Source organism: Bradyrhizobium genomosp. III (assembly GCF_000261705.1).
GTDB classification, from domain to species: Bacteria; Pseudomonadota; Alphaproteobacteria; order Rhizobiales; family Xanthobacteraceae; genus Bradyrhizobium; species Bradyrhizobium ottawaense.
The window spans coordinates 1-21043 of sequence record NZ_AJQF01000450.1 but is presented as its reverse complement, the minus strand read 5'-3'; the positions used below and the strand labels follow the sequence as shown (position 1 = coordinate 21043).

Below are 21043 nucleotides of genomic sequence, written 5' to 3'. Positions count from 1 at the left end.
AAGGATGAAGCGAACTTCCGCCTTCATATAGCCATGCGAGGCGCCCCGCCAGATCGGCTTCTTAAGAAGTGGGTGACTATATGTCCGGTGTCGCCGGTGCGTTTCTCTGCGCTTCAAGCGAACCATGGTCGCGTGTTGTTGATCAGCTGAAGAAAATGATTCCGACGCTTGCACTCCGTGGGCAAGCAGGTGTCGCGGTCTATGCTTTCATGCAAGAGCGTGGGATCCGATATGCAAGGGCGATTCAATCGAACGATAATTCAGTGCGCATCGACGGAATCGAACAGGACCCGCGCTTTCGGCCTCATGTTGCAATCGCGCAGATCCGCAGCGGAGGTGGGGATGACGGCGATGTGCAGTCAATTCCCAGCCGCTATTTTGCAATTTCTCTGGACGGCGCCTTGGTGAACGCTCATGAACTCAGGAGCGAATTGCTCGCTCAGGGACCACTGATAGATACCAACACAGACGCCGAGCTCTTGCTGAGGTGGATCGAACGATCTTGCGAACGAGAATATTGGCGTCACGGCTTGCCCGCAGACTACGAAGCTATCTTTCGCGAGCTTGATGATCGTATCGATGGTGCCATTTCCGCGCTTTTGCTAGATATGAACGGTGATCTTGTTGCATATCGCAATCGAAGCGGTTTGCGACCGTTGGAGACTATGCGGGCAAGCAATGGATTGTTGCTCTTTGCTTCCGAAAATTGTGCCTTCGCTGGCTTGAAAGGTGAGACCCAGCAGCTCTTGCCTGGGAGCATACGGCGCGTGGACGCCAAGTCCGGCCGCAGCGTTGACCATATCCTGAACAGCCGAGGATGTAAGGCCAAACTCTGCGCCTACGAAACTCTCTATTTGGGAAGTCCGAACACATCGGTTGAGGGCCATTCACATCGCCAGACCCGTCACAACATCGGGCTGGCCTTGGGGAGAATCGTTGCGGAGCGAGTCCAAGCAGACCCACTCTTGATGCCGCCAATCGTGTCCTCCATGCCAAAGACTGGGGGGCCGTACGCCGATGGTCTGTTTGACTCTCTCGCCGAACAGGGCGTGCTCGCCGAGCGTAGTGACGTAGTGGCAACGCAATTTCTTGAGCGAACGCTCCTGGGCAGACCCAAGGCCCGACAATCTCGCATTGCTCAGAAGTATCTCGTGTCGGAATCTGCCGTCGCTAAACGGACCATCATAGTTGTCGATGAGGCCCTCATTCGAGGTGATACCAGCCAAGCCGTCACAACGATGCTCCTTGCCGCTGGAGCCGAAGCCGTACATTGGGCAATTGGTTCGCCGCCTATAGTTGCTCCACACTACTACGGCATGGGTATTGATACGCTAGATGAGCTCGCATTCTGGCAGGCGTTGAAGCGACTGCCGCCCGAACTACGCGCCCAGAGTCTTCGCTTCCACAGGATGGATCCGCCAGCCCTCAAAATTATTGAAAGCAACATTGCGACGGCAATCCAAGCAGCCACCATCACTTATCTGCCCTTCCGTGCCCTTGTACCCATATTGGCCAACAGGCTAGAGGGCATCGATTTGTCGCCCTTCACGTTGGAGATGCCGACCCCCGCTGGACGTCAGCGCGCGGACAGAAACTTGAAAGCTTTGCTGGCCGCTCTTCCTGTCAATCCCCGTCTGAGGTCAGCATCATGATGCCCGCTCTCGTATTTGACTGGAACGGAACACTGCTCGATGACACATACGCGCTGCTCGAAACGACCAATGTAATTTTGGACCGCTTTGGTCGTCCGAGCATCGATATAAACACCTTTCGAGAGCATTGTGATGTTCCCCTCGATCGTCTCTATCGTAGCCTCGGAATGTCGCAGGAGGAGGTTGAGGCGGTGGAGCGTGACGAAGGCGCACTGTTTCACGACACGTACGAGCCTCTTGCGGATAAAGCCGATTTACGTGAGGGGGCGCGCAGAGTGCTCGCGTTAGCCCGCCGAGAATCTGCTCTACTCATCATCCTCAGCAACCACATAGTCGCGCCTCTACAGTTTCAGCTGAGGAGACTTGGAGTGGATGACTACGTCACCGACGTGCTCGCCTTTGAAAGCCGCGCCACGCAATACAAATCGATAAGCAAAGGAGAGCGGCTTCGCCTTTATATGAACAGGCACAACCTGAAGCCGTCGTCAACCTTCATCGTCGGCGATATGCCCGTCGAGACTGATATTGCACGCAGTCTCGGGCTGACAAGCATATCCATTACCGGAGGATTTGTTTCGACCTCGCGCCTGCAAGCTGCGCGTCCAGATTACACCATCAACAACCATCACGAGCTGTTGCCGATCCTACAAAGCCATGGCTTCTTTCGGAATACTAAATCATGAGCAAGGGATCGTCAGCGAACGCGGCTCCCAAAACGATCAAGCAGAGCATAGGGCTTATCGGAGCGGGGCGCATGGGAACAGGTATAGGGATCAGCCTGCTGCGTCAGCAAAACGAACTCCACATCAAAGTCAACAAGAACCGGTTCGGTGCTGATCGCCTGATGGGTGCAGGGGCCCGCGAGCATGCGTCGATCGCTGAGTTGGCGCAGCATGTAAGTGTGGTGGTGTTGTCATTACCGTCCAGCCGCGAAGTTGAGACGGTGTGCCTCGATCACGATGGACTGTTTGTTAACATGTGCCGAGGAGGTTTGATAATTGATTGTACGACCTCGTATCCCGCATCGACCATTGCATTGGCCAAAACGGCGGAAAGACGAGGTCTTAGCTTCATTGATGCTCCAGTAACACGAAGCCCCGAGCAAGCAGAGCTCGGCCTTCTCAATGCGATGGTTGGATCGGATGCAACACTCTTTCCCGTTGCTGAACGCATTCTTGCTGCGTTTTGCGAGACCGTTATGCATGTTGGAGATGTCGGACACGGCCACAAGCTCAAGCTTGTTTACAACAGCATGACTATGGGCATCGCTGCGGTCGCCGCTGAGGTCTGCCAATTCGCGGATAGTCTTCAGATAGATCTTGTGACACTGCGCTCTTTGGTCAGTCGGGGCTCTACGAACAGTGGAATATTCCAAGCCTTCGCCGCCTTTTTGTTGGGAGAGAAACCAGATGCACTGGCAATCTCGATTGCAAATGCTGCAAAGGACATCGAGTGTGCTGTGCGCCTAGCGCGCGAGAGTGCCGTTTCCGTGCCGGTCCTGGATGCTGCCGCGCAGGAACTCAACCTCTCAGTTGTCGCAGGCAAAGGTGAACTGACCCTCCCACATTTGGCCCGATCGTAGACGCTTGGTGTGGTTCCAAGCGGGCCATTTTTCCACGAGTCCCTGGTGCCCCTCGACTTCCTGGGCATCGAGAGCGATGACTAGGACGAGATGGTCCGCATCTTCAAAGAAGTCAGCGGCGTTTCTTATACGATGGGGTGGAGTTCGATCCAAACAGCGTCAAGGTCAATCGCATTCGCGAGGAAACTGAGTATGGCGGCCTGCGCATCACCGACGCGTTGGTCGATACTGCCAAGGCCCGAATCATTATCGATTTCGCCTTTGGTGATGCGGTCGAATCGGGTCTACTGGACATGGACCTGTCGGTTCTCCACGATCTTCCTGCTCGCATCTGCGCGCTTCTGCGCGTGAGATGGTCATCGCCGAGAAATTCCAGGCGATGGTCATGCTGGACCGCACCAATATTCGTGGTGCTCGCGGCCTCATCATTGGCGCGGATACTTGAGGGCTTTGGCACACGCAGCTGTTATCCGTCCGCGCTGATCTGCGGACAACGTATCTCATTTCTGCTCTCGCCTGAAAGAACAAGAAGGTGTCGGTCCAGCAAAGAAAAGGACCGCTGCCGGATTTCTCCGACAGCGGCTCAAGTCTGGGGAGAGGCAGACGTACCGGTCTGCCAGCGGAGAAGGGCGGAGCGCTTGAAGCGATCCGGCGGCACTAACGAAGTCGTTCTGCTCCGGTTTGGTATCTGGTATTCCGGTTCTAGCTCGCCTGGCTCACGAATTTGGTGTCGAGATAGCCCTCGATTGCCTCGAGGCCACCTTCCGAACCGAAGCCTGACTCCTTCGTTCCTCCGAAGGGCACTTCGGGAAGCCCAAGGCCATGATGATTGATCGATACCATCCCGCATTGGAGATCGGCCCCGATCGCGGCCATCGTTGCGGCGGATCGCGTGTAGGCGTAGGCGGCGAGCCCGTAAGGCAGTCGATTGGCCTCCGCCACAACCTCGTCATAGGTTTTAAACCGCGCAATCGGCGCGACAGGGCCGAACGGCTCTTCATTCATGATGCGCGCTTGAGGTGGAACATCGGTCAGGACCGTCGGCTCGAAGAAGTACCCCGTATTGCCGATACGCTTGCCGCCGATGCGCAACTGGGCGCCGCAATCGAGAGCGTCCGCGACGAGGGTCTCCATTGCATCGACCCGGCGCGAATTGGCGAGCGGCCCCATCCGGCTATCTCTTTCAAGGCCATTGCCAACCTTGATCGCGCTGGCCTCGGCAACGAACCTCTTGACGAAATCTTCATAGATACTGTCATGCACCAGAAACCGCGTCGGCGAGACGCAGACTTGGCCCGCATTGCGGAACTTGTTCGCCGACAAGATTCTTGCGGCTTTCTCGACGTCGGCATCCGGGAAAACGATGGCAGGCGCGTGCCCGCCGAGCTCCATGGTGGTGCGCTTCATATGGGCGCCGGCAAGGGCTGCGAGATGCTTTCCGACCACGGTCGAACCGGTGAAGGAGACTTTCCGGATGATAGGATGGCGTATGAGATAATCTGAAACTTCGGATGGCACCCCGAAGACGAGATTGATCACGCCCGCAGGCAAGCCAGCATCCGCGAAACTGCGCACCAGCGCCATGCACCTCGCTGGCGTCTCTTCAGGTCCCTTGACGATGATGGAGCAGCCGGCTGCAAGGCTGGCGGAGATCTTCCGCACGGCCTGGTTGATCGGAAAATTCCAGGGCGTAAATGCGGCAACCGGCCCGACCGGCTCCTTGGTCACGAGCTGGACAACATTGCCAAAGCGCGCCGGGACGATCCGTCCATAGGCGCGCCGCCCTTCTTCGGAGAGCCAGTCGATGATATCGGCAGCAAGGAGCGATTCAGCACTCGACTCGGTGAGCGGCTTACCCTGTTCGAGCGTCATGATCAATGCGATGCCGGCTGCGCGCGAGCGTATGAGATCGGCGGCCTTGCGCATCGTCCTGTATCGGTCAAAGGCCGAAACCTTTCGCCAAATCTCAAATCCCTCCTGAGCGGCCATGATCGCACGATCGAGATCGCCACGAGACGCATAAGGAGTTTCGCCAATCGGCTGGCCGGTTGCGGGATTGAGGATTTTTTCCGAGCGATCCGAACCCCCTTCCGTCCACTCGCCGGCAATGAACATCCTGATCTTGGGGTACACAGGTTCTGCCTGCGTGGCTTGTTCTCGGCGCATCATGCCCGCATCTCAATGTCCCCAGCGAAGAGACAGCGGGTTGAGCTCACGCGCAAGCTCGATCAATCCAGCTCTCGTCGCCGGATGGATCTGCTCGAGCGGATGCCGCACGGCTTCGCATTTGATCACGCCGCCTTCAGCCATTACGCTCTTGGTGGCGCGCAGGCCGCACTGGCGGTTTTCGAAATTGATGAGCGGCAGCACCCTTGCATATGCAAGAGCGGCTTCCTGCCTGCTGCCCCCTTTGTGATGATCGAGCACGGGGCGGAGCAAATCGGGCAACAGCGCGCTCGACATTGTTCCGCTCGCACCGGCATCGAGGTCCGCCATCATGGTGATGGCTTCCTCCCCGTCAAAAGGACCAATGATGACCTCACCGCCGAGCTCGATCAGACTGCGGAGCTTGGCAGCCGCAAACGGCACCTCGATCTTGAAATATCTGGCGAGCGGCACCTCGCAAGCGAGCCGGACGAGAAACGGGACCGTCAATGTAACGCCGGAGAGCGGCGCGTCCTGGACCATAATTGGAATCCCGGCGGCGTCCGCGACCCGGCCGAAATGCCCGATCATGGCGCCTTCATCCGCCTTGAGGCTTGGACCATGATAAGGCGGCATCAGCATGAGGAGGCTTGCGCCACGTTCGGCCGCATAGCGGGCGCGTTGCACCGCAATCTGCGTGCTGAAATGGCTGCAGGTCACCATGACGGGCTTGCGGCCCGCGACATGCGAGAGGCAGAGATCGACCAGAAGGTCACGTTCCTGATCAGACAGCAGGAACTGCTCGGAATAGTTGGCCAGAATGCAGATCCCGTCCACGCCTTGGTCGATCATGCAATCGAGCACGCGCCGCTGCCCTTCGAGATCGAGATCTCCAGATTCCGTAAACGGCGTCGGAGCGACCGGGAACAAGCCGCGATAGATGGGGGGTTTCGCATTTCTCATGTAGAGGATTCCAGACAGGAGGCAGTCAGTTGCTGTCTAACTCGATCAGCCCATCGCGAATATCCAAGGAGTGGAGCCGATGCCGTCGGACTGTTTGGACAGATTGACTGGCGTGGCGTCACAAACAAGATTGGTTGGAGGCTTTGTTCGCGTTGGAAGCCTTTCGCGCCTCTAGATCCAGCCAGGCGGCACCAGATCCGTCAGGATGGCAAGGCATTCAAACAGGAAGTAGCTTCCGAAAATCAGCTCGACGTTCTGGGCCGCATCGATATCGCGCACGATCGCCTTTCGGGTGAAGCAGCCGCCGGTGAGCATTCCAGGCGGGCGCGGGTCATCGGGAGCAGTCGGTGTCAGGTATTTCGAGCTCAGTTGAGTAACTGTGCGCTCCGCAAATAATCTATATTTGGCGCCCCCCTCAGGACCAAGTGCGGATGCGAGGCGCAGCGCCGCGGCGGCAGCGATAGCAGTGGCCGCAGTATCCCTGCTGGTGTTGGGGATCGCCGGATCGTCGAAATCCCAGAAGGCAATGAGATCCGCGGGGACATGGTCGATCCACCAGTCAAGAAGGCGGACGGCGTAGTCGCGCCATAGCGGTTCGTCGGGGCGGACCATGGCGGCGTGAGCGGTGTAGAGCATCGCCCATCCCTGCGCCCGGCCCCAGGTGCTGATATCGCTATATCCCTTGTGCGTGTGCGTTCTGAGCACCTTACCGGTGTGATCAAGGGTGGAAGACTGGATAACTGAATTGTCCTGCCGCACATGGATCTCCAGGACGCGCCGCATATGTGCATTGGCGACCTCCTCCATCCGGGCATCGGAAAGCTCGTCCGCGGCCCAATAGAGCAGGCCTGTCGCCTGGAGCGAGTCGATGCTGCTCTCGGAAGCTCCCACTGCGCTCGCCTCCTCGGCATCCCTGCCCAACGGTATCAGTCCGAGGTGTGGATCGAACATATCACGAAGCGATCTTGCTGCTGTCAGAGCCACCGCGCGGGCGTTTTCTTCCTTGAACAGGATGCTGCCGAGGGCGCCGGCATGATAGAAGCCGAAGCCCTTGAAGGCCGTAAGCCGCTCGGCACGCGGCAACATTCGGCTTAGCGCAGCACGCGCGTCTTCGATTGGGAACTGGCTGCGATCAGCGAGGTGCGCGAGCCAAAGCTCACCGACAAATGCCCCGCCGGTCCAATCACCATCGGGGGTAAACGTCCATTTTCCGTCGGCGGCACTCGCCCAGTGTGGCAAGCCCGAGCGTGCGGTGTCCCGAGTCTCGGCAATGCGCTTCAGCATACGCTCGCGCGCGGGCAGATATTGGCTTTCCGACATGGCTTCTGGTCCAACATAATACTCGCCGCGCGGCTTTGCCCTGGCGGCAACTTAAAGCTCTTTACCAACAGATCCTGGACTGGCGCGAACGGTTGGTGTTCACGAGACTTCCAATCGTGCTTGGCTGCATCTCTGCGGAGTAGCAAGCCTCGTCAGCAGCACCGCAGGGAAAGCCGCGTGCAAGTTTATGCCAATCACGATGACCCTCCGACGTAAGCGTGCTGCTTTCGACAATCCTCGTTGTTCGTTAGTGATGCGAGTCCGCAGCGCCGATGGCGCCGGTTTCATAAAGATGCTTCAATTTCCTAGCGTCATAGCCCAGCTCTTTCAGAATCTCTTCCGTTTGCGCACCGAGCTTTTGCGGCGGCAAACGCACGTCCGGCTGCTCGCCGTCGTAGCGCACGGGATGGCTGACAAGGGTGATGGGAGCTCCGGTCGCGCCGGTCACGACCTGAAAATTTTTGTTATGCGCGATCTGCGGATCCGCAACGACGTCGGCATAATCGTTCACCGCAGCGTGCCAAATTCCACGCGCCTCGAACAGGACGATGCATTCCATGGTTGAGCGTTTGGCGATGTTGGCAGCAATCATGGCTGAGGCCTCGTCCCGCCGGCGATACGCCTCCTCGTCAGGAATTCGCTGGTCGGCCGGAAGGCCAAGCGCGCCTGAGAGCGCCTCCAGCGATCCCAAAGAGATCGCAATGTGCCCATCGCGTGTCGCATAGATGCCGTAAGGCGCACCGTAGTACCAGCCGGCCACCGGGCCCGGCTGACGGACGTCGTCAGGCCTTTGGCCGTTCAGGTAGCAGGTAAAAGATTCCATCTGCAGGTCGAGCGCAGCCGACAGCAGGCTAACATCGACGCGGCAGCCCTGCCCCGTCCGCGCCTTCCGCACCAAGGCAGCCAGGATCCCCGCCGCAAACAAGGCGGCGCCGTGATGATCGATGGCGGAAACGCCGACAGCCCGCGGCCCCTGCTCGCGACTTCCGGTGATCATCGCAAGTCCTGATAGCGCCTGGATCAAGAGATCCTGGCCTGGGCGATCGACATAGGGCCCGTCAGGACCGTAGCCGGAGGCAGCGGCATAGATGATCTGCGGATTGATCTTCTTTGCATCCTCGTAGCCGAGACCAAGCTTGTCGAGCACACCCGGGCGGAAGTTCTCTGCGATCACATCCGATTTGGCGATCAGTTGCCTGGCGATGACCACGGCTTCGGGTTTTTTCAGATCGAGCGTGAGGCTGCGCTTGTTGCGGTTTCCCGTCAGAAGCAACATTGATTGGCCGTCAACCCGCTTGTCCGCCCCGCCCCATTTCCTCTGAAAGGCCCCCCCGGGCGGTTCCACGGCGATCACGTCCGCACCGAGGTCGGCGAGAAACTGCACGCCGACCGGACCCATCAGAAAGTGATTGAGGCTGAGGACTCGAATGCCCTTCAAAAGATCGACCATACATCCTTGCTTTCGGTTTTACCTGAAATCGAGGTGCTGGCTCTCGATTTCTGAAATCGATTTCAGACTTAGGCTGTGCGAGAAGCGGAGTCAAGCGAATCTACCAACTTTCGAATGAGATTCGCTTCATCCCGCTCCATCTGTGCATGAGAGGGGCAGAAAATAGCGCCGATGGCCCGCATACAGGGCTTGAGAAGGTAGCGCTCGTGATGGTTTAACCCTTTTGAGGGGAGACCCTCTCCTTCTCCTGGTTGACCAACGCAAATGGACAAGAAACCTGTAATCGCGCCCAAAGGCCGGCAGCAGCCGCGCGTGAAGATCGAGGACGTTGCCCGGAAGGCGAATGTGTCGCCGGCGACGGTGTCGCGGGTTCTCAATCACCCCGATATCGTACGGCCGGAGCTTCGCGACAGGGTCATGCGGCATATCAATGACCTCGCCTACACGCGCGATAGCGCAGCCAGAGCATTGAAATCGGGACGCATGCGGACCGTCGGCGTCATCGTTCCGACACTGGCGCTCGGTATCTTTGCAGAAGGCGTGGAAGCCCTCCAGAACCGCCTCAGCGAAAGCGGCTACACGCTGTTCATTGCGAATTCGCAATATGACCAGCGGCGTGAATTTCAGGAACTGCAAAGTCTCATTGAACGCGGCATCGATGGAATCGTGCTGGTCGGAGCTTCCCACGGACGGGAGCTGAGGAGCCTGATCGAACAGGCAGGCGTACCCGTCATCACCACCTATGTTGCCAAGGCCGGCGGCGGCATCCCCGCGATCGGAATCGACAACGAAAGCGCCACCCGCGAGATGACGGAGTATCTGCTAAGGCTTGGACACGTCCGTTTTGGCGCGATTGCCAACGTTGTCGCCGCGTCCAACGACAGATCCCGCGCCAGGCTCGAGGGAATTCAGCGCGCGCTGTCGGACGCCGGTCTCCCGCTCAAGCCGAGCCAGGTCGTCAAGGCCGATTATTCGCTTGCCCAGGGCCGTAGCGCCCTTCGTCAGCTCCTCACCGATCATCCGGACACGACAGCAGTCATCTGCACCACCGACACGCTTGCCATCGGTGCAATGGCAGAGGCTCGCAAGATGGGGCTGGCCGTACCGGCTACGCTTTCCATCACAGGATTTGACGATGTGGAGCTGGCGGCGCAAATGGACCCGCCGCTCACAACAGTCAGCGTTCCGGCAGCAGAAATCGGCCGGGGAGCCGCCGATTATCTCATCAATGCCATTGCCGGAAGTCCTGTCCCGAGAAGTGTCGTGTTGCCGTACCGGCTGGTCATGCGCTCATCGAGCGCCCCGCCGCGGTCCAGCGTCCGTCCCGCCCGTCGCGGGCGCAGTCGAGATCATTGACCGGGCCACGGTCCTGATAACTATTTCAGAACCGGAGGCTGGCGTCCGCATCCCAGGACCCGATGACGCAAGCTGCTCGCCCCTTATCATTATTCGCCCGTAAGTAGAGGTGGCTGAGCATGCGATGCGCCGCCTGCGCGATCGTCAATGGCACAAGAGACTTCTCAATGCTCGCGTTCAACGTGAACGGAGTGAACGGGCGCATGGTGGTGGCTGGCGCCCAGTTCGTGCAATCTATGATGCAGGCGATGATGCGCAAGTTCCAGGGCAGCTCGCAGCCGCGAGTGTCGCGCTTCGTCGGACTTGGGAGCGAGCGTGTCCATATAGGCGATCGATCCCTCGATTTGAGCAAGGACCGACACTGCATCCGCGGTGGCAAAGATGGGCATTCCGCCTACTTTGACATATACCGCACTGGTGTGCGCCGCAATGTCGGCCTCGCGTCCGGCGACACTGCCCCGAACGCGCAGCGCGATCCAACATGACTCGTTGATGGGCAGGGAGAGCTGCCCCTTGCACGACAAGCCTCCGCATCGAACCTCCTCGAGGACCGTGCCGTTACATATGAGCTCCACCCGCGCCGGCGGGACGCTGACCGATTCGATCCGCCAGTCGATCGTGAGGGTGCCGCCTGAACGGGGAAGGGACACCGTGCCTCCAGGGCGACGTCCTTCAACGGTCATCTCAACCAGAGGCCCGACAGTGATGAACGTGTCCCCGCTGCGTACGGCATCCATCCAGTTGCGATACGTGAAGTCGCGTTCGCCCAATCGCACATAGGTCCGTGAGCCCCCGAGGAGCGCGGCCGCGTCCATCTTGTCGGAGCCCGCCACCAGCGGCAGATGGTAGCCGATGTTGAGGTAGCGATACCAATCGGCGAGACCAAATGCGCTGAGCTGCGCGGTCCGCGGGTTGAACGACATCATTTCGATGGCGTCGACAAGGCCGAGCACAATGTCGGCCGCACGCTCCGCCTGCGGGTTCGGCGCATGGGGCATTACCACCAGCCCCCCTTGCTGACGGCAGCGCTCCGCCCAGTCGGCCATGGTCGCTTCCAGAACATGGCCGATTGCAGCTTCGTTGGACCCGCCGCAAGAGAGCGGATTGATCATCTCACCTTCATAGCCGAGCAGCGATATGTGCCCCAGAACCTGCATCCGGTTCTCCGTGCCGACCCGAACCAGGAATTCTCCGTCGCCGCCGAAATCCTTTGCCCCGAACGTCGTGCGTCCGTCGAAATCGGCGACGTTGGTGAATAGCTCGCCCCACTGTGCGGCGAGCAAGTTGACCACGTTGACACCCTCCGCCTTGCCCTCAAGCAGCGCTGTCTGCGGGCTTAGGAAATGGACGTGCGTATCAGAGCTAACCCATCCCTGTTCGCGCCAGCGCAGCACACGATCGAGCTCAAAGGTGAGAGTGTCCGTGCTTGCAGTGATGTCGACGATGGTGCGCAACGGGCGCACCTCAAAACCCCTGCAGATCTCTACGAACACGGGCCCGAGCGGCAGGTCCGCCTCGCAACTGCCGTCCACGTAGACGTACTGGTTCAGCCCATTGGCAAATTCGCCCGAGAAGTCCTCGAACCTGCCGGTATTGACCTTGCGGTGATGTCCCTTGGGTGGCAGATACTCCCCATGCGCACCATGGACATGCAACCGCGCGGCAACGCGCACGCCACTGTCCTTTTCCATGATGCGGATCTTGACCGGCCTTGTGGCCGGTTCGACTGTCGCCACATTGAGCGAGGCGCTTGCGTTACCGCCACCTTCCAACGATCGAAGCTCGAACATGTGCAAGCGGCCATCGTCGGAGCGCAGATAGAGTCTTGCGTCCGGATGCGCCGAGTACTCAACGATGACTTCGCTCCCGCAGCGCACGGGCTGCACATCAACTTTGGCGCCCAGCCAATCCGCTCTGGAGTACTCGAGCACTGCGCGTGCCGAGATGACCGTGCCGAGGTCCATGCCGATCTGCTGGCCCCGATCGTCGACATCGAGCTCGCCAAGCTTGTTCAGATGGAACCCCGGCGGCAGCCTCACCTTCAGCTTGCGACGGCCCTGGAGGCGCAGCGGGTGCTGGGTGAGCGCTGTCGTGGTCACCGCAAACACAAGCGAGATTTCCTGTTCCGCGCGCAAGCTCAACGCCGAAAGCTCCTTGTCCGGATAAGGATTGGGGAGCGCGTAAAGCCACACGTTCTCACCTTGTCGATCCATGCGTCCCGATTGGGTGCGAGCCTCGCCCTGGAAGAAGTTCGCCCCCGGCGCTCTGCCGAGTACAAAGTCCTCGCCGGTGCTTGCATGTACGATGGGCGCGCGTAGCGGCAAGGCGGCGAACGCACTCGCACTCCAGGAGATGTGGTTCTGCTGGATCGCGAAGCGGCGCAGCACCGGCACGTCGGTCTCGCTGCCGTCGGCATAGCGGAGCCCGTATGTCGCCACCCGGTCGCCGAGTGGATTGCCTTCTACAGGCAGCGTAGCCGGGCCGATCTCTCCGAAACCCTCGGGGCTTGCACTGGGGCGGTCTGCCGCCACTTGCACGAACAGCACATAGCTCGCCATCGTCGGCGGCAACGCGATTACGGCAGGAGGGGCGCCGGGGCGCAGCTCCAGCACATCCGGCCCTATTTCGCTGCCGAAGAGAAAGGGCATGCCGCGATGGGTCTGGAGCCCGCGAAGTGAATCGATCCAGCCGGTGTCACCCGGGCGGGCGGCGAACCCTTCACCGGCATTTGCGCGCTCGGCGTTGAAATATCGCTTCAAGTCCACAGGCGTGAAGTGCGGCGATGAAGGTGTTTTCATGCTTCGGACTCCAGTTTCAGCAACTCAGTGCCTCGCAAGCATTCTTTGTTTGTTGTGAATGACTGCTCGCGCAAGGACGCTTGCGCCGACCCCATGCTCATGCCGAGCATGAAGAGATACGCGCGAGCCCTTATGTTTTGCAGCTAACGTGGACGCCTTGCGTCCGTCGCGGGCACGGCGAAGCGCAGGGGCAGAGCGTGTTCATTCACCTATGTAGAGGCAGCCGCGCTTCTTTGCGATCTGGTAGACCAGCACGCTCAGGAGCGCGATCAACGATCCGTAGACGGGAAACATCCAGGCGATGTGCTCGCGTTGCAACCAAACCAGCAGATAGGGTGACGTCCCGCCAAACAAGGAGACGCCGAGCGCATAGCCGAGAGCCACTCCGGTGGTCCGCACGGCGCGCGGCATCAGCGTGGTAGCGATGAAGTTATAGAGGGCCATGTTGAAGCCCACGATCGCGCCGCCGAACACCGTAACAAAGAAGAACGTGACGATGCCTTTTTCCGAATAGAGCAGTGTCAGGAAGAAGCATGGGATGAGCAACAGGCGCAGCAGCGCGAACGCGCGCGAGGGTCGCACCTTGTCCGCGAAAGCGCCGACAAACGGCGCCGTTGACATCCAGATCAGGACCATCAGGGTCATGATCCCGTACACATACGTGCTGTCCTCCTTGAAGACCGTATTGGCCATGTTGGGAAGACCGGTGTTCCAGGCATAGTTGGCGATCTGCACCGACCCGATCACCAGGATGACGGCGAGCAGCGAAAGGCGGACGCTCCATAGCGTTTTCCACACACCGCCAGTCGATTCCTGAATGCGCGAAGACTCGTCTTGCCGATGCATGGCTCGATTGATCAAGGTTTCCGGCACCGTCGTGCGCAGATAGATGATCAAAAGGCCCAGCACGCCGCCGACCGCAAAGGGTATACGCCAAGCCCACTCGCGCATGGCTTCAGGTGCGACCGAGGCGCTCACCAGGAAGGCAACTAGGCTGGATCCAAGGCTTCCCAATTGGATGAATGTGCCGCCAATCAGACCGAGATAGCGTCCCTCCTTACCAGGTGGCGCCAGTTCAATTGCAATGGCGTTGGCGACACCAGCTTCAGCGCCTGTGGCAACCCCCTGAATCAGCCGCATGATCAGCAGCGCTATGGCCGCCGTGACGCCGAGGTCCTTGTAGGTGGGCAACAAGGATATCAAAAGCGAGCAAACCGCCATGGCCGTGACAGAGATCAGCATGACGCGCTTGTGGCTGATGCGATCTGCGACCGGCCCCAGCAAAACAGCGCCCAGCGGTCGAGCGCAAAAGCCCGCGCCGTACACGGCAAGTCCCGCCAGCAGCGAGGTGGTGGGATCATCGGAAGGGAAGAAGTGCGGCGAGAGAAACGCCGCCATTACGCCGTAGACATTCCAGTCGTACCACTCTAGCGCCACCCCTCCTCCAAGGCCGGCGGTCATTCGCTTGTTGGCAGTTTGCTTGTCAAGCTGGACGGGTACAGCGCTGGGCTGAGCAATGATGTTCATGGGTCCTCGGGCTCTATTGATGACTTAATGATTTTGCGGGTCGCGCGAGAACGAGCAGCCGCTCGTCGGCTCAACTGCGCCCGCCGCGAGCGGGGGTCTACGAGAGCGGCGGCCTTGAGCAGGCCGGACCGCGGAAGCGCAAGCGCAACAGCTGCCCGGGATGCCGGCGGAAAGCCCGCCTGGCTTCACGTAATTGCGGGCCTCGCCTCACGAGCGGCCATTGCACGATCCTAATGGCGCAGGACGCCTTCATCGTTGCTTCCGACTTGCGCGGCGACTCGCATAAAGCGCGCGCGAGATTCCGTGCCATTCCCATGGCCAGCCTTCCTCCTGTTGCTCTAAGCGCGCTTCTGAAGAAGCTGATGTTCTTGTTGGACAGCGCGGCGTCACAAGACCCGTCGCATCGTCAATGAGATCCTTCAGATGTGACCCACTCTCGCCGGCCGCATCCTTCTGGTTTCCCGCAGTACCGGGCATTTCGACATCGAGTTCTGAAATCGATTTCAAGATTAGTAAGAATTCGGAACTGCGGAGTCAAGCCGTTTTTTACGGGTGAAGCCCGCCTCATGGTCTCCGTCGGCTCCGCGTTGAGCAAGGTGGCTCAGCGCCGCTGAGGCTGGTTCTTCCAAGAAGAGGCTTTTGGATGCCTCGTTGCGAAGAAATCGATTTCAGTCTAAGGCGTGGTTCTCATATTCCTTCAGGAGAACCGCTCCATGTCCGAGACGCCCGATCTCATCCTCTCGACATCTGTCGCGCCCCACGTGCGCCTATTGACGCTGAATAGGACATCAAAACGAAACGCCTTGAGCAACCAGTTGATCGTGGAGCTTGGCGCCATCTTGCGCCGTGCCGCAATCGATGAGGATGTCCGCTGTGTCGTGCTTTGTGGCAGCGATGCGTTCTTCTCTGCCGGAGCCGACATCAAGGAGATGCGGGAGCGCGGCTTTGAGGCAATCGACAATTCCGCCCGACGTTCTGCCTGGGGGGATGTCGCCAATTTCCCCAAGCCTCTCATTGCCGCGGTCGAGGGCATTTGCTTCGGCGGCGGCCACGAATTGGCGCTGCTCGCGGATATCGTGATAGCAGGTGAAGGGGCGGTATTTGGGCAGCCTGAGATCAACATCGGAATATTGCCCGGCGACGGCGCAACGCAGAGGCTGACACGCGTGGCTGGCAAATCACTGGCCATGCTGATGATCCTGAGCGGCCAATCCATCACGGCGCGGAGTGCGATGCAGGCCGGCCTTGTGGCGGAAGTTGTCGAAAGCGGCAGGGCGCAGAGGCGAGCGCTCGAAATAGCCGATCTGATAGCGCAAAAGCCTCCCCGCTCGGCTGAACTTGCCAAAGCTGCCGTTCTCGCCGCCTTTCAGACCACGTTGGACGCCGGGCTCGAGTTCGAGCGGCAAGCGATACGTCACGCTTTCAGCACAGCTGACCAGAAGGAGGGAATGAACGCCTTCTTTGACAAGAGGCCGCCGAATTATCGCGGGAAGTAGCCCCCCGCGATTGGCTCGCACGCGGCGCCGGCGAAGCTCGCCCGCGCAACATGCGACATTCAACACTCCTTCGGCTCGACCGGGCCGGCGCTACGGGCGACGATCTCGTATTGGCCGGCCTTTGCCACGCCAATGTACATGTTCATCCTGCAGTGGCGCTTGCCCGGCACCATCTCCGCCGGCCCGCCAGGCCCTTCCGCAATCTTGGCGTGGTCAAGCGCGGCAGCGACAGCCTCGCGGTCAATTGTACCGGCTTCCCTCACTGCGGCTTCCCACAGCTTCAGTCCTCGATACGTGCCGGTCGCGGCGCTTCCTGCTGAGAACCGGAACTTGCCCGGAAACTGCTTTTCGTAGGCCGACTGAATTTTGGCGCTCACCGGATCTTCCGCCGCGAGCGCCTTGTAATAGTCGAGGCTGCTGGCGAGGCCTTCGATCTCGTGAGCCTGGTTCATTTCGAGCGTGTTCTCGTCATAGTAGACGCAGCCCAGCTGTCCCCCATTCCTAGAAAAGCCCGCTTCATAAAGCTGTTTGAAGAACGAGCCGACGCCCGGGGGGATAACACTGTTGAAGACCACGTCTACCTTGTTGGACGTGATGCGGCTCACGGTCGATGAAAAATCGATTTGGTCAAGCGGGTAGTACTCCTCGAACACCACCTCCCCGCCGCTGCTCTCGATCACCTTGCGCGCATAGGCATTGATTGTTTGCGGCCAGACGTAGTTTGATCCAGGCAGCGCGAAGCGTCTGCCACCGTTCTTGATCAACCACGGAATGAACCGGTCGCAATTCTGCGCCGGTACCGGCCCGGTGCAAAACAGATAGGGCGTGCACTCCCTGCCTTCGTAGGCCTGTGGATAGATGTAGAGCGTCTTGCCACGAGAGATGATGATGTCCTTGATGGCGTTGCGCATCGAGCTCGCAATGCCGCCGAGTACCAGGTCGACCTTGTCTCGTTGAATCAGCTTGCGGACATTGCCAACAGCGACGGACTCGTTGGACGCGGTGTCTTCGATCAGGAGGTCGATCGGGCGCCCCAAGAGACCACCGTTCTCGTTGATCTCGCTCGCGACCATGCGCGCGACATTGGCGTCGGTATTCCCGGCAAAGCCGAGTGCCCCCGTAAGGTCGGTGGCAATGCCAATCCTGATCGGGCCTTCAGCGGCGTTGGCCCAGTCAGGACGGATCACCCAGCTGCCCGGGCCGGCCGCAATGGCCGCAGACACAAAGGCGAAATTGCCGAGAAAGCGGCGGCGGCTGAGTTGCCGGTGATCATTCAACATGGAACTGACCTCCCCTTGGCTCATGGCCTTAATCCACGCGCCCTGCTCTTTCCTGGGGGGCGCGGTAACCGGAACGCTATCCGTCATTTTTCGGTTTCAAGTCGGCTCTTCGGATCAACTTTTTAAAATCGCGAACGAAGTGCAGCAATCAGGACAGTCTGAAAAGCTCCCTCGCGTTCTCGCCAAGGATCCTGACCGCCAAGCGCTCTGCGTCTCGGGGGCGAAAGTAGCCGCTCGCAACTTTTTCTTTCAGAACCTCGCCGATGAGCCGGCGTGCGCCCTGTATCGCGGCAAATGTCTCCTCAACGTGAAGACAATCTCCTCCGATCATCATTCGCGATTCATCCGGCAAGACTTCAATAGCCTCGTGCAGGGCCAGCTTGAAATGGGACGGGCTCAACAGGAAGGACCAGCACAAATCGAGCCAAACATTGCGGTACACAAAAGCCATTCCCAACAAGTCCCGGCTCCAGGGATAGGCCAAATGCATCAGCAGAAAACGGGTCCGAGGATGACGCTCAATCAACCCGGTCATGCGTAGCGGGTGGGAGCCGCTTATGATTGCCGTTCCAAGATGAGTTTGGACTGGCAGGCCGGCTTCGCCTGCGAGCTGACAAAACAAATCGACGACAAAGTCACAGAAAGCCTTGCGCGCCGCAGGGGATGGAGACCTTTGTCCCCAGGCCTGCCGAGCGAGGTCCTCGTTCGGTTCGTCAAAGCTTAGATCGCGGTCATAGGCGAGCGCGTTTTTGAGCGCAACGTGATTGCGCCGGGCGCAGCCGGCTACGAGCTCCCGGATTGCGTCGCAATAATCGTCGAAGGTTTTCACCTCCATGCCGAGGCGCCGCAGCAACGTATGGCCGCAATTTCCATTGTGATCGCGAGATTCCGGGTGCCAGCCGAGGGCGAATGCATTGATCCGCAGGACCGCATCGTAACTTTGCCCTAGGACCGGCCGCGGATCCATCAACGGATCGAGAAAAGGGTCCGTTACGATCCTTCCGATGGCGGCGCGCCCAATGACTTCACTTGGCCATGTCGCCTCCCTGTGGCGCAAGCGCACCAAAGCGTCTACTGCCTCCCAGTTGTCGCGCGTGATTCCGGTTTCGGCGACGCCGTAAAGCTCGGCGACACCGCCGGCGAGGTTACGAACGAATGCATTTGAGCCGCTCCTCTCCAGGAACGGAGCAAGGGCCTCCCAGGTGGTTGGCTCGGTAGCGGTAGATAACATATCGCCAGTCGCCTTGGGCTCGGATGGCAGGACGTGGCTTGTCCAAGCCGCATAGCTCTGCTGGAACAGTTTCAAAAGATTCACGTCCCGGCTATGTGCGACCTCGGACATGTGATGTTCATGGACATCGACGACCTGGCACGCATTCACAAAATCGCTCATGGTTTTGGACATCGTCCCTCTCTGTTCAGTCATCGCAAGGAACTTCAACGCGCCATCTTTCGGGCGTGGGATGGCAGCCGGGACGCCTCTACGGCGCCAGATACGTCAAGAGCCGCGGGTCGTCGCGCAGCTGTTGCGACGGGCCCGACAGCGCGACACGGCCGCGATCGACCACATAGGCCTGCTCCGCGACGCGCATTGCGAGATCGAGATGTTGCTCGACGATGATGATCGCGATCTCTCTGGCTAGTTCGATCAAGCGCTCGGTGATCTCCTCGATGACGCCGATCCAGACACCCTCGGTCGGCTCATCCAGCAGGAGGAGTTTGGGGTTTCCGAGCATCGCGCGGGCGATTGCGAGCATCTTGCGCTCGCCACCGGACAACGTTCCGGCCGGCTGATCCAGACGCTGGCCGAGTTTTGGAAACATCATCATGACCCGGTCCACTGCCGATCTATCGCGGTGCAAAAGCGATCCGACGGCGAGATTGTCGCGCACCGACAGGCGCCCGAACACTGAATGCTCTTGCGGCACATATCCAATGCCGGCCCGCACCCGCTCTTCGGTTCGGCGGCGATCGATATCTTGGCCGTTGAATTGCACGCCGCCCCTCCATGCCGGCAGTTCGCCCACGATCGCCTTCATGAGCGTGCTCTTTCCGGCGCCGTTACGGCCGAGGACGGCCACACCGCCCCGCGGTGGGACGGTCATATTGACACCGAACAGCACCTGGCTGCGTCCGTAGCCGGCGTCGAGATGCTTGAGATTGAGGAATTCAGGCACGGCGCAAATAGATCTCCTGGACGCTTCTGTTGGCCTGGATCTCGGCAACCGTCCCCGACGCCAGAACCTTGCCCTGATCGAGCACGGTTAGCCGGTCGCAGATGTCTCGGATGAAATCCAGGTCGTGCTCCACGATGACAAGCGAGCAATGCTGCTTGATCGGCTGCAGCAACTCGCCCGTGACGCGGCGCTCCTCAAGGCTCATGCCACCGGTCGGCTCGTCCAAGAGCAGAAGGCGCGGCCGGCATGCGAGCGCCATCGCGATCTCCAGCCATTGCTGCTGACCGTGAGAAAGGGTCGCCGCAGCATCAAACGCGCGATCGGCGAGCCGGAACTGGAGGAGCAACGTCATGACCTCCTCGTGCAGTCGTCCCCGACTGCGCGAGAACGCCAGATCCAGCAGTGAGGACCGGGCCTGCAGCGCGAGCAGGATGTTGTCGTATAGCGTGAGGGTCGGTAGCACGGCGGTGATCTGGAATTTCAGGCTCATGCCCGCTCGCGCACGCTCTGGCGGCGTCAACGAGGTGACGTCAGTATTGATGAATGTCACCTTGCCTCGCGTCGGCACTAGCGCACCTGCAAGACACTTCATCAGCGTGCTCTTGCCCGAGCCGTTCGGCCCGATCAGGCCATGAAACTCTCTCTCGCCGACGCTGAGCGCCGCTCCGTCCAGCGCGGTGAGTTTGCCAAAGACCTTGGAGATGCCGGCGGCTTCAAGGAGCGGCATTGCGCTTCTCCTTCAGGCTCGGGCCGAAATGACCTACACGTTCCCGCTCGCCCAGCACGAGGCTGATCAAGCCGAGGGGGCGGAACAGAATGACGAGCAACAGCAAAACGCCGAGAATGATCGGCCAGATATCGCGATAATTGTCGGAGAGCCAGAAGCTGAGGCCCTCAACAATCGCGGTGCCGATGACCGCACCGATCAATGTCCCGGAGCCGCCGAACAAGACGTAGAGCACGACCTGGGTAGACATGACCACGCCCAGCATGTTCGTCCAGACGAAGCCCTCGTGAAACGCATAGAGGCTGCCGGAAGCACCTGCGATCGCGCCGCTGATTGCGAATATGATGGCCTTCAAATGCTGCACATTGTAGCCGAAGAAGGCGATGCGCTGTTCATTCTCTCGCAATCCCGCCAGTGCCAGACCGAACTGCGACCGCAGCAAAAAGCGCGACAGAAGGTAGATCAGAACCAGAATGGCGAGAACCAGATAGTAAAATCCTGGTCCCTCGCTCAATTCGTGCGAGCCGATTGTCATCGGCGGGATCGAAGGGATACCGTTCTGGCCGCCAA

16 protein-coding genes are annotated in these 21043 nt (G+C 59.6%); 5 read left to right on the top strand and 11 right to left on the bottom strand.

Translation table 11 applies throughout. The annotated features are described in order from the left end of the window. Positions 1 to 80 precede the first annotated feature (80 nt). Genes IC66_RS0135925 through IC66_RS0135915 form a run of 3 tightly spaced genes read left to right on the top strand, consistent with a single transcriptional unit; the run spans position 81 to position 3234 of the window. Positions 81 to 1652, top strand: coding sequence for a hypothetical protein (locus IC66_RS0135925; protein ID WP_223153742.1), 1572 nt, complete (start codon positions 81 to 83; stop codon positions 1650 to 1652). Then, the gene (locus IC66_RS0135920) at positions 1649 to 2335 is read left to right on the top strand and encodes an HAD family hydrolase (protein ID WP_028144093.1); all 687 of its coding nucleotides are present in this window, start codon (positions 1649 to 1651) and stop codon (positions 2333 to 2335) included. The genes IC66_RS0135925 and IC66_RS0135920 overlap by 4 nt, the downstream gene beginning before the upstream one ends. Further along, positions 2332 to 3234 (top strand): NAD(P)-dependent oxidoreductase, encoded by a 903-nt coding sequence (locus IC66_RS0135915; RefSeq protein WP_041956566.1) that lies wholly within the window; start codon positions 2332 to 2334, stop codon positions 3232 to 3234. The genes IC66_RS0135920 and IC66_RS0135915 overlap by 4 nt, the downstream gene beginning before the upstream one ends. A gap of 702 nt (positions 3235 to 3936) precedes the next feature. Here the strand turns inward: IC66_RS0135915 and IC66_RS0135905 are convergent. From IC66_RS0135905 to IC66_RS0135890, 4 genes are all read right to left on the bottom strand, one after another. After that, positions 3937 to 5403 carry an NAD-dependent succinate-semialdehyde dehydrogenase gene (locus tag IC66_RS0135905; protein WP_370146607.1) on the bottom strand — a complete coding sequence of 489 codons (1467 nt, stop codon included), beginning with the start codon at positions 5401 to 5403 and terminating at the stop codon, positions 3937 to 3939. A 9-nt stretch (positions 5404 to 5412) separates the two neighbouring features. Further along, on the bottom strand, positions 5413 to 6342 hold the full coding sequence (locus IC66_RS0135900) for a dihydrodipicolinate synthase family protein (RefSeq protein WP_018645246.1): 930 nt from the start codon (positions 6340 to 6342) through the stop codon (positions 5413 to 5415). 171 nt (positions 6343 to 6513) lie between these two features. Next, positions 6514 to 7662 (bottom strand): hypothetical protein, encoded by a 1149-nt coding sequence (locus IC66_RS0135895; RefSeq protein WP_018645247.1) that lies wholly within the window; start codon positions 7660 to 7662, stop codon positions 6514 to 6516. A gap of 247 nt (positions 7663 to 7909) precedes the next feature. Beyond that, positions 7910 to 9112 carry a CaiB/BaiF CoA transferase family protein gene (locus IC66_RS0135890; protein WP_028144091.1) on the bottom strand — a complete coding sequence of 401 codons (1203 nt, stop codon included), beginning with the start codon at positions 9110 to 9112 and terminating at the stop codon, positions 7910 to 7912. Positions 9113 to 9376: 264 nt separating this feature from the next. On the opposite strand from IC66_RS0135890, the gene IC66_RS0135885 reads away from it, so the two are divergent. Next, the gene (locus tag IC66_RS0135885; protein ID WP_018645249.1) at positions 9377 to 10468 is read left to right on the top strand and encodes a LacI family DNA-binding transcriptional regulator; all 1092 of its coding nucleotides are present in this window, start codon (positions 9377 to 9379) and stop codon (positions 10466 to 10468) included. A gap of 164 nt (positions 10469 to 10632) precedes the next feature. Here IC66_RS0135885 and IC66_RS0135880 read toward each other — a convergent pair whose 3' ends face one another. Continuing rightward, positions 10633 to 13266: a CehA/McbA family metallohydrolase gene (locus IC66_RS0135880; RefSeq protein ID WP_223153743.1), complete on the bottom strand. Its 2634-nt coding sequence runs from the start codon at positions 13264 to 13266 to the stop codon at positions 10633 to 10635. Between the two features lie 201 nt (positions 13267 to 13467). Continuing rightward, positions 13468 to 14793, bottom strand: coding sequence for an MFS transporter (locus tag IC66_RS0135875; protein WP_063712076.1), 1326 nt, complete (start codon positions 14791 to 14793; stop codon positions 13468 to 13470). Between the two features lie 713 nt (positions 14794 to 15506). On the opposite strand from IC66_RS0135875, the gene IC66_RS0135865 reads away from it, so the two are divergent. Next, positions 15507 to 16289: an enoyl-CoA hydratase-related protein gene (locus IC66_RS0135865; RefSeq protein WP_028144089.1), complete on the top strand. Its 783-nt coding sequence runs from the start codon at positions 15507 to 15509 to the stop codon at positions 16287 to 16289. Positions 16290 to 16348: 59 nt separating this feature from the next. Here the strand turns inward: IC66_RS0135865 and IC66_RS0135860 are convergent, their stop codons facing one another. The 5 genes from IC66_RS0135860 to IC66_RS0135840 form a co-directional block, all read right to left on the bottom strand. Next, positions 16349 to 17569 (bottom strand): substrate-binding protein, encoded by a 1221-nt coding sequence (locus tag IC66_RS0135860; RefSeq protein ID WP_018645254.1) that lies wholly within the window; start codon positions 17567 to 17569, stop codon positions 16349 to 16351. Positions 17570 to 17717: 148 nt separating this feature from the next. Then, positions 17718 to 18974 carry an amidohydrolase family protein gene (locus IC66_RS0135855; protein WP_157158159.1) on the bottom strand — a complete coding sequence of 419 codons (1257 nt, stop codon included), beginning with the start codon at positions 18972 to 18974 and terminating at the stop codon, positions 17718 to 17720. A 76-nt stretch (positions 18975 to 19050) separates the two neighbouring features. Next, positions 19051 to 19746, bottom strand: coding sequence for an ABC transporter ATP-binding protein (locus IC66_RS0135850; protein WP_018645256.1), 696 nt, complete (start codon positions 19744 to 19746; stop codon positions 19051 to 19053). Then, positions 19739 to 20473 (bottom strand): ABC transporter ATP-binding protein, encoded by a 735-nt coding sequence (locus tag IC66_RS0135845; protein WP_018645257.1) that lies wholly within the window; start codon positions 20471 to 20473, stop codon positions 19739 to 19741. Before IC66_RS0135845 ends, IC66_RS0135850 begins: the two co-directional genes overlap by 8 nt. Next, positions 20460 to 21043: branched-chain amino acid ABC transporter permease (locus tag IC66_RS0135840; RefSeq protein WP_038950853.1), on the bottom strand; the 584-nt coding region annotated here is incomplete at its 5' end. The genes IC66_RS0135845 and IC66_RS0135840, both read right to left, overlap by 14 nt.

Bases quoted from the DNA above. Each gene is read 5' to 3' on its own strand.
- IC66_RS0135880 (WP_223153743.1), bottom strand. From the start codon at position 13,266: ATGAAAACACCTTCATCGCCGCACTTCACGCCTGTGGACTTGAAGCGA.
- IC66_RS0135920 (WP_028144093.1), top strand. From the start codon at position 1,649: ATGATGCCCGCTCTCGTATTTGACTGGAACGGAACACTGCTCGATGAC.
- IC66_RS0135890 (WP_028144091.1), bottom strand. From the start codon at position 9,112: ATGGTCGATCTTTTGAAGGGCATTCGAGTCCTCAGCCTCAATCACTTT.
- IC66_RS0135845 (WP_018645257.1), bottom strand. From the start codon at position 20,473: ATGCCGCTCCTTGAAGCCGCCGGCATCTCCAAGGTCTTTGGCAAACTC.
- IC66_RS0135885 (WP_018645249.1), top strand. From the start codon at position 9,377: ATGGACAAGAAACCTGTAATCGCGCCCAAAGGCCGGCAGCAGCCGCGC.
- IC66_RS0135900 (WP_018645246.1), bottom strand. From the start codon at position 6,342: ATGAGAAATGCGAAACCCCCCATCTATCGCGGCTTGTTCCCGGTCGCT.
- IC66_RS0135875 (WP_063712076.1), bottom strand. From the start codon at position 14,793: ATGAACATCATTGCTCAGCCCAGCGCTGTACCCGTCCAGCTTGACAAG.
- IC66_RS0135915 (WP_041956566.1), top strand. From the start codon at position 2,332: ATGAGCAAGGGATCGTCAGCGAACGCGGCTCCCAAAACGATCAAGCAG.
- IC66_RS0135855 (WP_157158159.1), bottom strand. From the start codon at position 18,974: ATGTCCAAAACCATGAGCGATTTTGTGAATGCGTGCCAGGTCGTCGAT.
- IC66_RS0135905 (WP_370146607.1), bottom strand. From the start codon at position 5,403: ATGATGCGCCGAGAACAAGCCACGCAGGCAGAACCTGTGTACCCCAAG.
- IC66_RS0135860 (WP_018645254.1), bottom strand. From the start codon at position 17,569: ATGTTGAATGATCACCGGCAACTCAGCCGCCGCCGCTTTCTCGGCAAT.
- IC66_RS0135865 (WP_028144089.1), top strand. From the start codon at position 15,507: ATGTCCGAGACGCCCGATCTCATCCTCTCGACATCTGTCGCGCCCCAC.
- IC66_RS0135925 (WP_223153742.1), top strand. From the start codon at position 81: ATGTCCGGTGTCGCCGGTGCGTTTCTCTGCGCTTCAAGCGAACCATGG.
- IC66_RS0135895 (WP_018645247.1), bottom strand. From the start codon at position 7,662: ATGTCGGAAAGCCAATATCTGCCCGCGCGCGAGCGTATGCTGAAGCGC.